The sequence below is a fragment of the uncultured Mailhella sp. genome, assembly GCF_944324995.1.
In the GTDB taxonomy this organism is placed as follows: Bacteria; Desulfobacterota; Desulfovibrionia; order Desulfovibrionales; family Desulfovibrionaceae; genus Mailhella.
Genome location: NZ_CALUYL010000022.1, coordinates 46,409 through 58,983, shown reverse-complemented (window position 1 = coordinate 58,983; position 12,575 = coordinate 46,409). Strand labels below are relative to the sequence as shown.

Genomic DNA, 12,575 nt, shown 5'->3' with positions numbered 1-12,575 from the left:
TGGCAGCGGCTCATCATTGCCTTTGCCGGGCCGTTCATGAACCTCGTCATCGCCTGGATCATCTACTGGGGCCTCACCCTCAGCACCGGCCTCGCCATTCCGCTCCCCCAGGCCGGAGCCATCGTGCAGAACAGCGCCGCCATGCAGGCAGGCATGCTCCCCGGCGACATCATCACCGCCATCGACGGCGTCAAAATCGACCGCTGGTCCCAGGTCCCCGAAACCGTGGGCGCTTCCGGCGGCCGCACCCTCAAAGTGGACGTGCTGCGCAACGGCGAGCCCCTCACCTTCGACATGACTCCCACCCGCAGCGAACGCGCCAACATCTTCGGCGAAAAGGAAATCGCCTGGCTCATCGGCGTGCAGGCCTCGGGCGCGGTGCGCTACGAACCCAAGAACTTCCTTGAATCCGCAGCCCTCGGCCTGCGCCAGACCTGGAACATGATCGACGTCACCCTCACCGGCGTGAAAAAAATGATCACCGGTTCCGTGTCCGCCGATTCCGTGGGCGGCCCCATTCTCATCGCCCAGATGCTCGGCCAGCAGGCAGAAGCCGGCATCGTGCCCCTGCTGCTGCTCACCGCCCTCATCAGCGTCAACCTCGGCCTGCTCAACCTCTTCCCCATTCCCGTGCTCGACGGCGGAGCCATCCTGTTCTGCATCGTGGAAATCATCGTGCGCCGCCCCGTGCCCGAAAAAGTGCAGGAATGGTCCATGCGCGTGGGCGCAAGCCTGCTCATCGCCCTCATGATTTTCGCCACCTTCAACGACGTTATGCGCTGGTTCAAATAAATGCGTGAACTTACTCTTATTCTGAATACTGCGGAAAAGCGCGTCCAGTTCGCGCTGTGCGAAAACGGCGCTCTGCTCTGCGGGCAGAACTGGCTTGCACAGCGCGGCGGCACCGAACTGCTCGCCCCCGCCCTGCGCGAAGCCTGCTCCCGACTCGGCACGCCCCCTGCGGCCATCCGCCGCATTGCCTGCGTGGCCGGCCCCGGCAACTTCACCGGCCTGCGCATCGGCCTCACCACCGCATCCGGCCTCGCCCGCGCCCTGAACGCCAAACAGGCCGGTCTCAACTACCTCCAGTGCCTCGCCGCTTCCGCTCCCGCCCTCCCCGGCGAAGAAGTCCTCGCTCTCACCAACGCCCGCAAGGGACTCGCCTACGTCGCCCGCTTCCGCGCCGATGAAAACGGCATTCCCCAGCCTATCGACAATACCTTCCTCATGCCAATCCCCCCGCTGCCCGAGGGCGTCGACCTCGGCTCCCCCGCCTTCGTCATCGGCAGCGCCCTCACCAGCAACCCCGACTGCCTGCGCAGCGCCCTCCCCGCCGCAAGACTCCTCATCAACCAAACCGCCCCCTCCTTCGACGCCCTCGTCGCCCTGGAACAGCGCATCAACTGGGATAACCAGACCGAAGCCGATATCCCCCCCCTCTACCTCCGCGACTGCGACGCCGTCGAAAACCTCGACGCCATCGCCCGCAGCCAGGGCCGTACCCCCGAAATCGCCCACCAGGAACTCCATCGCCTCACCCACGCCCCCCTCGCTGAGTGAAATGAAAGGCAGAAAAGGCAAGGAAGACAGAAAAGGCAGAAAAGACAGGAAAGGCATCGGGGGAGATAATCTCCCCCGAACCCCCATAATTTGCGGGACGAACCCTGGCGGGTCCGTCCCGCAGATTTTTGGTGGAACGGAGAAAATTTATCCCTCCGCCTATCTGACTTTTTCCGCCTGTGCTTCTCAACTCTCCGTAATTTCCTGCGCTTCAATCTCCGAGACGATCTTCCTTTGCTGCAATTTTCTGAATAACATCGAATAATCTTCAGGAATTACCGCCGCTAACGCGAATCAGCTACGAACATCAAAGGCCGCGCAGGCCACCGCAAACAGCTACCGCGTTGTACTCCGACAAACTCAGCTCCCCCTTTTTCCCCCTGATCTTGCACCCTCCCCCCAAAATCTGGAAATCCCTTCCTTACTCACGACTGTCCGGCGCAGGCCGGACAGGAGTCGGCCACCGCAGGTGGGCGCAGCAGCGCACACCTGCACTGAGTCCGCAGACCGAACAGCGCCCGCCAAGCTCTCCCGAGTCTCGCAGCCTGCCCCCGCCAAACATCGCTTCGGCAACTCTCCCTGCCCCTGAACTCCCGCCCTGCCGAACCGGCGAAGCCGGGAGGCAGAAACAGGGGGGTGCGGGGGGAATTATTTCTGACCTTGCAAGCCTCCGACAAGCACGCAGGCCCGTTTGCACAAGACACGCTGTACGGTCTGCTCGACTTGCACGACGGCGGCTGCGTTTAACGCCGGAAGTGAATTCCGGCTACTTGCCTGCCGTCGGCCGGGCTCCTGACGTCGCCCGGGGCCCCAGAGCGTTGAAAGACAGCCTTCCGACCTGCACTCCCCCCTTCGCCCACATCTCCGGGCATAATCATCCCGCTCACCCTGTCCTGCTGAAGCAGCGTTAGCTGCGAAGCAGAAACAGGGGGGTGCGGGGGGAATTATTTCCCCCGCATGCCTTTTCTGCCTTTCCTGCCTTTTCTGCCTTTCTGAAAAAATGTTTCTGTGTGTTACAGTGTTATGGGTTGAAAACACAGGGGATTTGGCGAAGGGGCGGGGCGGCTGGGCGCGGCTGAGGCAGCCGTGCGGGGCGGGTGCAATGATTTGAAACAAAGTTTCATTTACCAGCGGCGCATTTTTTGTTTATATCCTTTTTTGCGGAGTGGTTCCGTCATTTCATGTTGAACATTGCAAAGTGAGCCTTTCCATGAACAAAAAGCTCCTCATTCCTGTTATTCTGATTGCGCTTGCGGGCGTCGGCGGCTACTGGTGGCACATGCAGCGCAGCAATGCCTCACAGATTCACTATCTTACGGAAACCGTCGTGCGGGGCAGCATTCGCAAGACGGTCAACGCCACGGGCGAGGTGGACGCCGTGCAGCTGGTCACGGTAGGTTCGCAGGCTTCGGGCAAGATCATGGAGCTGAACGCGGTGATCGGTCAGAAGGTGAAGGAAGGCGAGCTTATTGCGCAGATTGATCCCACCACGCGGCAGAACGATCTCGACACTGCCCGCGCTTTGCTCAAGACGTATCAGGCGCAGCTTGAGTCGCGCAAGATTGCGCTCAAGGTGGCGCAGACGCAGTACGACCGCGAAGTGAAGCTGAGAAAGAGCGATTCCACCTCGCGCGCCAATCTGGAAGACGCCGAAAACACGCTGGCCGCCGCCCGCGCGAGCGTCACGGAAATGGAATCGCAGATTCTGCAGCAGGAAATTGCCGTGAACACGGCGGAAACGAATCTCGGCTACACCAAAATCGTGGCTCCGCTCGACGGCGTGATCGTGTCCGTGCCCGTGAAGGCCGGTCAGACCGTCAACGCCAATCAGACCACCCCCACCATTGCCGAAATCGCCGATCTCACCGACATGGAAATCAAAATCGAGGTCTCGGAAGGCGACATTCCTTTTATTCAGAAAGGCATGAAGGTGCGCTACACCCTGCTCGGCGCGCCCGACAAGGTATATACCACCACTATTTCCTCCATTGATCCGGGCGACACCACGCTTTCCGACGCTACGTCGTCCTCGTCGGGAGCGTCGTCATCGAGTTCGTCGAGCTCGTCGAGTTCGTCGTCGAGTTCCGCGGTGTACTACTACGCCAAGGCCCGCGTGCCCAATCCCGACGGCGTGCTCCGCCTCAGCATGACCACCCAGAACGTCATTGAAATCGCCTCCGCCGACAACGTGCTTCTCGTGCCCAGTCTGGTGCTCGAAAACGACGGCCGCGGCAATTATTCCGTGCGCGTGCTCGGCAAGGACAACAAGGTGGAAGTGCGCAAGGTGGAAATCGGCCTCACCAACAACGTGATGACCGAAATCAAATCCGGCCTCAGCGAGGGAGAGTCCGTCATCGCCACGCAGATGTCGAGCTCCGAAATTCAGGACAGTCTTGCCAATCCCCGCAGCAACCGCAGGCCGCCCCGCTGATGCAGGGCCAGGCGGGAGCGCCGACGCCAGGCTGCGACATCCGCAAGGCGCCCGCTCCCGTTGATGCGCCGCCCCGCCTGAACCGAAGCTGACGCGCTGCCGGATTCAAAGATGCGGCGCGACATGCCCGAGGCTCTGGAATCAGCGCCCCGCACGACGCCCGGCACGAAGGCCGGGGGCAAGCGCTCCGAACTTCCGCTCCGGGAGGCCGGGGGCCGACGCCCCCTTCCGGCAGTCTCGAACAGAGTCCCCCGCACGGCGCGCAAAAACGGCACAGAGCGCAAAAAAGCCCCGCTTTCCCCGAACAGAGGAACTTTCATGGTCACTCTCGAAGTACGCAACATCGGCAAGCACTACGGCAGCGGCGAAAGCCGCGTCCAGGTGCTGAAAAACGTCAGCCTGAGCATCGAACGCGGCGATTTCGTCGCCATCATCGGACAGTCCGGATCGGGCAAGTCCACGCTCATGAACATTCTCGGCTGTCTCGACACCCCTTCCGAAGGCGACTACTTCGTGGACGGCGTGTCCACGCGCGGCCTCTCCCCCGACGCTCTGGCCAAGCTGCGCGGCGAAAAATTCGGCTTCATCTTCCAGCGCTACAACCTGCTCGCCAGCCTGAGCGCTCAGGAAAACGTGGCTCTCCCCGCCGTGTACGCAGGCATGGACGGGCAAGAGCGCAACGCCCGCGCCCATGAACTTCTGGTCAAGCTCGGCCTCGACGGCAAAACCAGAAACAAGCCCAACGAACTTTCCGGCGGTCAGCAGCAGCGCGTTTCCATCGCCCGCGCCATGATGAACGGCGGCGACATCATCCTTGCCGACGAACCCACCGGCGCGCTCGATTCCAAAAGCGGCGAAAACGTCATGGCCCTGCTCATGCAGCTCAACGCCGAAGGCCATACCCTCATTCTCGTCACCCACGACAGGCACATCGCCGAATACGCCAACCGCATCATCGAAATCAAGGACGGCGAAGTCATCAGCGATCAGCGCAAAAAGCCCATCGCCAACGCAGAGGGCGCAAAGCCCGCCGCCGCACCCGCCGCTTCCTGGAAATATCTGCGCGATCAGCTCGCCGAAGCCTTCCGCATGTCGGTGCAGGCCATACTCGCCCACAAAATGCGTTCGCTGCTCACCATGCTCGGCATCATCATAGGCATTGCCTCGGTGGTCTCCGTGGTCGCCCTGGGCCGCGGCTCTCAGGAAAAAATTCTGGCCGGCATCAACGCCATGGGCACCAACACCATCGACATCATGCCCGGCCGCAGCTTCGGCGACAGAAACTCCGCCCGCTACACCACCCTCACCGTGGACGACTCCGACGTGCTCGCCGAACAAAGCTACATTGCGAGCGCCACCCCCTCCGCCAGTTCCAGCGGCAGCTTCGTGTACCGCAATCTCTCCGCCAACGGCTCCCTGAGCGGCGTGGGCGAGCAGTACTTCAGCGTGAAGGGCCTCGAACTCGCCCGCGGCAGGCTCATCAACCGCGCCGACATCGACGAGGCCCGCGCCGTCGCCGTGCTCGACGACAACACCGTGCAGGAACTCTTTCCCAACGGCGAAGATCCCATCGGGGCCGTCATTCTGTTCAACAAGCATCCCTTCGAGGTGGTGGGCGTCACCAAAAAGCCCAACGCCACCTTCGGCCCACGCAGCAACCTCACCGTCTGGACTCCCTACACCGCCTACATGGCCCGGGTGTCCGGCAGCCGCACCATTTCTTCCATTACGGTCAAAATCGCCGACGGCGTCTCCGCCCAGATTGCCGAAAAGGAACTCACCCGTCTGCTCACCTCGCGCCATCGCGGCGTCACCGACTTCTTCACCATGAACACCGACAGCATCCGGCAAACCATGGAAAGCACCACAACCACCATGCGCCTGCTCATTTCCTGCATCGCCTTCATCTCCCTGCTCGTGGGCGGCATCGGCGTGATGAACATCATGCTCGTTTCCGTCACCGAACGCACCAGAGAAATCGGCGTGCGCATGGCCATCGGCGCACGACAGTTCAACGTGCTCCAGCAGTTCCTCATCGAAGCCGTGCTCATCTGCGTCATCGGCGGCGTCACGGGCGTGCTGCTCTCCGCCGGCATCGGACTGCTGTTCAACTCCTTCATCTCCGACTTTCCCATGTCGTTCTCGTCGGGGTCCATCGTGCTGGCCATCACCTGTTCCACCTTCATCGGCATTATTTTCGGCTACATGCCCGCCCGCCGCGCCGCCACGCTCAATCCCGTGGACGCGCTCGCCCAGGAGTGATTCCATGAAACACACCGCTCTTTTGTGCGCCGCCCTGCTTCTTCTTTCCGGCTGCGCCACCCGCGACGCTCAGATTCCCGACGAAGGCATCCTGTCCGAAGCCCAGATGCAGCAGCACTACCAGATCGACCGCCAATGGTGGACGCAGTACAACGATCCCTCCCTCAACAAGCTCGTGGACATGGCCCTCGAACGCAACATTGATCTCGCCCGCAGCGCCATCACCGTGAACCGCGCCCTGTATCAGGCCCGCCAGCTCGGCGCCGAGCTCGTGCCCTGGTTCTCCGGCTCCGGCGACGCCGGTTCCCGCACCGCGCTCGACAGCGGTCATGCCACGCGCAGCTTCGACGCCTCGTTCGGCCTCTCCTACGAACTCGATCTGTGGGGCCGCCTGCGCGACGCCGCTTCGGCGCAGTCCTGGGAATTCCACGCCACCGAACAGGACAGGGAAGCCACCAGGCTCGCCCTCGTCAACAGCGTGGTGAACACCTGGTACAGCATGGCCTACACCTCGCGCGCGCTGGAACTCAGCCGCCAGAGCCTCGCCTACTACGAACAGCTCCTCACCATCATGCGGAACAAGTTCCAGGCCGGTCAGACCGACGGCCTTGATCCCGCCCAGACCGAACAAAGCCTGCTCGCCCAGAAAACCACCGTGCTCACGCTGGAAGAACAGCTCCGCGAAGAGCGGCAGACCCTGCGCGATCTGCTCAACCTGCGCCCGCAGGAAGAACTGAACCTGCCCCTGCCCGATCTGCTCGCGGTCAACGTGCCTGCCGTGGATCTCAACGTGCCTATCGAAGCGCTCGGCGCACGGCCCGACGTGAATGCCGCCAGCTTCCGCCTGCTCTCCGCGTTCCGGAATCAGCGCGCCGCCCGCGCCGATCTCTTTCCCACCGTCAGCATAGGCGGAACCCTGGGAGCCACGGCGACTTCGGCTTCCGATCTGTTCAGTTCCTCGTTCCTCAGCGGACTTGTCAACTTCACGCTGCCCTTCCTCGACTGGAATCGTGTAAAATGGAACGTGAAAATCGCCGAGGCCGACTACGAAGACGCAAAACTTGCCTTCACCAAGAGCGTGACCACCGCCCTCAATGAGGTGTCGCTCTACTACAGCGCCCTGGGTAATGCTGAACAACAGTTTGAAAACATTAAGAAAAAATATGACGCCGATCTGCGCGTGGAAGCGTACCGCAAAGCACGATACGATCAGGGAGCCGACGAACTCAAGGACTGGCTCGAAGCGCTGAAGGCCTGCAACGACTCCCGACTCTCCGTTCTGGAGCGCAAATACGGCGTTATTTCCGCCTCAAACGCCATCTGGCAGGCCATGGGAGGACGAATTTTGTCCCGATAAAGAAATTCTTCATGAGATTGACCTTTCTCTTTTTTCAGCAGAGAATCGCCCCATCTGTTTCTATGTCAGGTGAGGCGCTTCTTTCCGTCCATGCTGAGATATTGAGATATAAGGAAATTGCCCATGAGTACCTTCCGTAATCTTTCCTATGCGCTGTTCTTCCTCTCCCTGTTGTCGCTCGCGATGATCTTTCCCTTTTCCCGCGCGACCTACGGCATGACCACGTTCACCTTCCTCGGCGTGTTCGTGGCCGTGTTCTCCGTCAGCCTGGTCGCCCTCATCGCCTCGCTCACCATGTACTTCCATTCCAAGAACACGGCCATCACCGTGCTCAAGCGCCGCGGCGGCCGCGTGTACGCCGAACTGCTGCATCACAAGATTCTGCTCATCAGCGCCATCGACGGCGATAAGCACGTTTCCGACTGGGATCACTACCTCTATAATCCCGACGAGTTCCCCCGCATCAAGAAGTTCCTCGGCGAGGAATACTTCCTCCTGCTCTCCTGCGACTCCTTCTTCTGCAACTCCGAAGCCGCCGCAGCCTACAACGCCTTCAAAACCCTCCACGACGACTTCGCTACCTTCATCCGCTCCGTGTCCTACGACCGCATCGAATGCGCGAAATTCAAAAAGCTCTACCTGCTCAAAACCGGCCACGAAATGACTTCCCATACCCCGGTCGAAGAGTTCCACAGCGAACAGTTCAGCGAAGCCTATGAAGCCCTGCTCGCCGCTAATGAACAGGCCCTCAATACCGTCGAAGGCCTCCTTACCAAAATCGAAAACTTTGAACTCAAACTCGACAAATTCTATACCGCCGGCATCTCCTGGACCACTACTAAAAAAAGCCTGAACGCCCGCTACCAGGTCTGGCTCCACGCCACGGAAGTGTAAGAAAGAGAGAGAGGACGAGAGAAGAGAGTTTGCGGGGGAAGGAGAAAACCCTTTTGTAAAAGGGCTTTTCTCCTTCCCCCGCACCCCCATTCTCTTTCCTAAAACTTTTATTATTTCAGGCTGTTTTCCCTTTTCTCAGGGCACTCGGACGAAGTCTCTTCAACCGTGTGTCCTTTTTTGTGCCTGACAAACGAACACGATATCGCAAAGCGCAAGACCTCCCCCGCCGCTTCAACACTCGGCATCGAAATTTCCGAGGGTGTCGAGATGAGAAAGTGTTTGCGGGAAAAGAGGAAAACCCTTTTGAAAAAGGGCTTTTTTCCTTCCCCCACACCCACATCCTCTTTCTTAAAACTTTTATTATTACAGGCTGACTCTCTTTTCAGAAGCACCCGGCAAAGCATTCTTCACCCGTGCTGCCCTTTTTTGTGCCTGAACGGCACACACGTTACCAAAGAACGCAACATCTTCTTCCAACGCTTCAACACTCCGCATCGAAATTTGCCGCCGTCCGGGTTCACGATGTCGCCCGGGGCCCCAGAGCGTGGAGAAGCAGCCTTCCGGCCTGCTTTTACAGCCCGGCCCTCGGTGATCCCTCCAAAATATCCGAAAATCTCTTCCTTACTCACGACTGTCCGACTTTTGTCGGACAGGAGTCGGCCACCGCAGGTGGGCGCGACAGCGCACACCTGCACTGCGTCCGCAGACCGAACAGCGCTGGCCAAGACTTTCCGCGCCCCGCAGTCTCTCAGCCTCTGCCTTTCCCCTCTCCCGATTGTCTTCGGCAACGCGCCCTGCTCCCGCACTCCCGCCCCGCCGAATGGCGAAGCCTTCGGCGGAATCAGGGGGGCCCGGGGGGCTTGTCCCGACTTTGTCGGGGAATTATTTCCCCCGGCGGGGTCCGGGGCAGCGCCCCGATGGCTCTTGCCTGGTCTCCCTTCCACTCCCCCCGGGGCAGCGCCCCGCTGCTCCGGCCTGTCCCCCTTCCTGTCCCTCTCCGCTACTCCGGTCTGTCCGTCTTCCTATTCTGCCTTTCTTGAGGAGAGGTGTTTTTGAATTTTCTCTATGAATTGCCGCATGGCGTCGGAGGGGTGTTTTGCGTAAACGATGCCGTAGGGCATGGGATAGTTCCAGGCGACGGGCAGGGTTTTCATGGCGGGGTGAACGCCCTTCCAGATATCCAGCGTTTCCATGAGGCATCCGCGCTGTTCGCACTCATTGAATATGCCGACGTCGTAGAAATGCGGCGCATCGATGAGTGCTATATCTGGGTGATTCCTTTCAATATCGTCGCGCATGCTATTCAGCACGAGGGATTCTCCGCGGCGGACGAGGATAAGCGTTTCTCCGCTGAGGTCGTTCCAGGTCAGGGCGCGTTTTTCTGCCAGCCGATGATTTTTCGGCACGGCGATGCAGCAGTTCACCGGCTCCAGCAGGAGCATGTTGTATCGCTGCTTCCAGGTGAGCGAGTCGCAGGGGCCGACGAAGCAGTCGATGTCTCCGCCCAAGGAGTCCAGCATAAGTTCCATGCTGTTCGGGCTGTCGTCGAACGGAACGATCTGCACGGAAAAGGCAATTTCGCCGTCATCAATTTCCGACCACAGATCCACCAGCGTTCTGCATGGGCGCAGTATCGACGTGCCCACGCGAACCGTCTGTCGGGCGTCGCCGGCAATGCGACGGGCGCGGGCCATAGCCTGTTCCGACAACCTGATAATATTTTTGGCGTCCGTGTATATGGAGCGTCCTGCCGGGGTCAGGCGCACGCCCTGGTTGGTGCGCTCAAGCAGCGCGACTCCGACTTCCGACTCCAGTTTGTTGATCTGATTCATGACGGAAGCAGGCGTCGTGTACAACGTTCTGGACGCCTTCAGAAAGCTCCCCTGCTCCGCCGCCGCAATAAACGTGGTCAGTTCCCGACTATACACAGCGACCTCGTTTTCAGATTTTCTAAAAACCATTTTAATATTTTGGTATCTTCTCTGTCAATTTTTTCTCCGCTACAACAGCATCATAACACCAGGCGGAGGAAAAGCATGAAAACAACCATTCTGAACAACGGCGTGTCCATGCCCGTTGTCGGCTACGGCACGTATCAAACGCCGCCGCGCCTGACGGAAGCATGCGTGGCCGCCGCGCTTTCCGCGGGATACCTTTCCATAGACACGGCGCAATGCTACGGCAACGAACGGGAAGTCGGTCTTGCCTGCCGGCGATCCGGAATTGCGCGCGAGCGGCTGTTCATCACCACCAAGCTGTGGGGCTGCCGCGGCTATTCGGACACGCTCCGCTCCATCGACGCCTCTCTGAACGCCCTGGATCTCGGCTATATTGATCTTCTGCTGATTCACGAGCCCTCGGGAGACACGCACGAAATTTATCGCGCCATGGAAACCGCCTATGGAAAAGGTCTGCTTCGAGCCATCGGCGTTTCCAACTTTCTGGAAGAGCGCTATTTGGATCTGACGCGTCACTGCACGGTGATTCCGGCCGTCAATCAGGTGGAAACCCACGTTTTCCGCCAGCAGAAGAAGCTCCGGGAGCTGGAACAGCAACTGGGCACTATCCATGAAAGCTGGTCGCCGCTGGCCTGCGGGCGTCACGGCATACATCAGCAGCCCGAGCTGCTCGACATGGCCGCGCAATATGAGAAAACCGTTGCGCAGATTGCGCTGCGCTTTCTCACGCAGCAGGGAATCGTGGTCATTCCCAAGAGCACCGATCCGCGGCACATGCGGGAAAATCTGGATTCCCTGAACTTTGATCTGAGCACGGAAGACATGCAGACCATCGAAGGACTCGACGAAGGTCGGAGTCTGTTCGGCTGGTGGTAGGAGAAGAAGTCATGCCCAAAAACATTCTGATTTTAAACGGCGCGGCCAGAAAAAACGGACGCACAGCCGGACTGATTCAAGCCTTTGCGGAAGGCGCGCGCCGCGCAGGACACCGGGTTCGCGAGTTTTATCTGACCGACATGAACATACACGGATGCCTGGGATGTCTGCACGCAGGACGGAACGCCCACAGTCCCTGCGTGCAGAAAGACGACATGGAACAGATTTACGCCGCGTTTGCGGAATGCCATGTGGTGACGTTTGCATCTCCCGTGTATTTCTGGACGGTGACCGGACCGCTGAAGACGGCGGCGGATCGCCTGTATGCGGAACTGGAATGTCTGGGATACGCGGGTTTTGCGCGGGAAAGCGTGCTGCTCATGACGGCCGGAGGTTCGGACTATTCGCAGGCGGTCACATGGTACCGCACCTATGAGCGGAATCTGGGCTGGAAGAACCGGGGCGAAATTCTGGGAAGCGGAAAAACGGACGCCGCCCGACGGCTCGGCGCTTCTCTCTAAGCTTCAAAAAAAGGAACATCACATGAAAAAGACGCTGTTTGTGGTAGGTGCAGGCAAGGGGCTGGGCAACGCCGTTGCCCGGATGTTTGCGGAACACGATTTTCGCGTGGTACTGATGTGCCGCAACGCGGAACGTCTGACCGAATACCGGAACGCTTTGCGCGCGCAAGGCATGGACGTGGAAACGCAGGTCGCCGACGCCGCGGATCAAAGCGCTCTTGCCGCGTCTCTGCGGGAAGCCGTGCAGCGGTACGGCGTGCCGGACGTTCTGTTCTACAACGTCGGCACGACGACGGCAGACGCCGACCTTGCCGAGAACATGAACGCGGAAATCATGCGGCAGCGCTATGCCGGCGACGTGCTCGGCGCATACACCTGCATTCAGGAAATGAACTGCGAGGCCTTCCGCCAAAAGCAGGGAGCCGTGCTCATTACCGGCGGCGGCTTGTCGCTGTATCCCAGCGCGGATTATCTCCCCCTTTCCATGGACAAGGCCGCACTGCGCGCCATGGTGCTGGCACTGCATCCGGTCCTGAAGGAACAGGGAATCTACCTCGGTTCCGTTCAGGTCTGCGGCTTGATCGGCGGATCCGAAAAATACATGCCGGACAACATCGCCGAACTGTTCTGGAACCTCTATCAGGGCCGCTCGGAAATCGAAATCGTGTACTGATGAAGAGAGAAAGAGAGTGTGAGAGTGAGAGAGATGGCGGGGA

At 59.8% G+C, this 12,575-nt stretch carries 10 protein-coding genes; 9 read left to right on the top strand and 1 reads right to left on the bottom strand.

Annotated elements, in window-relative coordinates:
* From rseP to Q0K02_RS09555, 6 genes are all read left to right on the top strand, one after another.
* Positions 1-792, top strand: a 792-nt coding sequence (rseP, locus tag Q0K02_RS09580) for an RIP metalloprotease RseP (protein WP_294488011.1), incomplete at its 5' end; no start/stop codon positions are given.
* Positions 793-1,560, top strand: a complete 768-nt coding sequence (gene tsaB, locus Q0K02_RS09575; RefSeq protein WP_294488009.1) for a tRNA (adenosine(37)-N6)-threonylcarbamoyltransferase complex dimerization subunit type 1 TsaB — start codon at positions 793-795, stop codon at positions 1,558-1,560.
* A gap of 1,210 nt (positions 1,561-2,770) precedes the next feature.
* Positions 2,771-3,991 (top strand): efflux RND transporter periplasmic adaptor subunit, encoded by a 1,221-nt coding sequence (locus tag Q0K02_RS09570; RefSeq protein ID WP_294488006.1) that lies wholly within the window; start codon positions 2,771-2,773, stop codon positions 3,989-3,991.
* Between the two features lie 318 nt (positions 3,992-4,309).
* Positions 4,310-6,253 (top strand): MacB family efflux pump subunit, encoded by a 1,944-nt coding sequence (locus Q0K02_RS09565; RefSeq protein ID WP_294488004.1) that lies wholly within the window; start codon positions 4,310-4,312, stop codon positions 6,251-6,253.
* Between the two features lie 4 nt (positions 6,254-6,257).
* The gene (locus Q0K02_RS09560) at positions 6,258-7,610 is read left to right on the top strand and encodes a TolC family protein (protein ID WP_294488001.1); all 1,353 of its coding nucleotides are present in this window, start codon (positions 6,258-6,260) and stop codon (positions 7,608-7,610) included.
* 123 nt (positions 7,611-7,733) lie between these two features.
* The gene (locus Q0K02_RS09555) at positions 7,734-8,504 is read left to right on the top strand and encodes a hypothetical protein (RefSeq protein WP_294487997.1); all 771 of its coding nucleotides are present in this window, start codon (positions 7,734-7,736) and stop codon (positions 8,502-8,504) included.
* Positions 8,505-9,526: 1,022 nt separating this feature from the next.
* Here Q0K02_RS09555 and Q0K02_RS09550 read toward each other — a convergent pair.
* Positions 9,527-10,432, bottom strand: a complete 906-nt coding sequence (locus tag Q0K02_RS09550; RefSeq protein WP_294487994.1) for a LysR family transcriptional regulator — start codon at positions 10,430-10,432, stop codon at positions 9,527-9,529.
* A gap of 108 nt (positions 10,433-10,540) precedes the next feature.
* On the opposite strand from Q0K02_RS09550, the gene Q0K02_RS09545 reads away from it, so the two are divergent.
* From Q0K02_RS09545 to Q0K02_RS09535, 3 genes are read left to right on the top strand one after another with little or no spacing between them, the layout of a single operon-like run.
* The gene (locus Q0K02_RS09545) at positions 10,541-11,338 is read left to right on the top strand and encodes an aldo/keto reductase (protein ID WP_294487991.1); all 798 of its coding nucleotides are present in this window, start codon (positions 10,541-10,543) and stop codon (positions 11,336-11,338) included.
* Positions 11,339-11,349: 11 nt separating this feature from the next.
* Positions 11,350-11,859 (top strand): flavodoxin family protein, encoded by a 510-nt coding sequence (locus Q0K02_RS09540; protein ID WP_294487988.1) that lies wholly within the window; start codon positions 11,350-11,352, stop codon positions 11,857-11,859.
* A 22-nt stretch (positions 11,860-11,881) separates the two neighbouring features.
* The gene (locus Q0K02_RS09535) at positions 11,882-12,532 is read left to right on the top strand and encodes an SDR family NAD(P)-dependent oxidoreductase (RefSeq protein WP_294487985.1); all 651 of its coding nucleotides are present in this window, start codon (positions 11,882-11,884) and stop codon (positions 12,530-12,532) included.
* Positions 12,533-12,575 lie beyond the last annotated feature (43 nt).

What these genes read in the sequence shown, in the direction of transcription:
- tsaB (WP_294488009.1), top strand. Translation starts at nt 793, where the DNA reads ATGCGTGAACTTACTCTTATTCTGAATACTGCGGAAAAGCGCGTCCAG.
- Q0K02_RS09570 (WP_294488006.1), top strand. Translation starts at nt 2,771, where the DNA reads ATGAACAAAAAGCTCCTCATTCCTGTTATTCTGATTGCGCTTGCGGGC.
- Q0K02_RS09565 (WP_294488004.1), top strand. Translation starts at nt 4,310, where the DNA reads ATGGTCACTCTCGAAGTACGCAACATCGGCAAGCACTACGGCAGCGGC.
- Q0K02_RS09560 (WP_294488001.1), top strand. Translation starts at nt 6,258, where the DNA reads ATGAAACACACCGCTCTTTTGTGCGCCGCCCTGCTTCTTCTTTCCGGC.
- Q0K02_RS09555 (WP_294487997.1), top strand. Translation starts at nt 7,734, where the DNA reads ATGAGTACCTTCCGTAATCTTTCCTATGCGCTGTTCTTCCTCTCCCTG.
- Q0K02_RS09545 (WP_294487991.1), top strand. Translation starts at nt 10,541, where the DNA reads ATGAAAACAACCATTCTGAACAACGGCGTGTCCATGCCCGTTGTCGGC.
- Q0K02_RS09540 (WP_294487988.1), top strand. Translation starts at nt 11,350, where the DNA reads ATGCCCAAAAACATTCTGATTTTAAACGGCGCGGCCAGAAAAAACGGA.
- Q0K02_RS09535 (WP_294487985.1), top strand. Translation starts at nt 11,882, where the DNA reads ATGAAAAAGACGCTGTTTGTGGTAGGTGCAGGCAAGGGGCTGGGCAAC.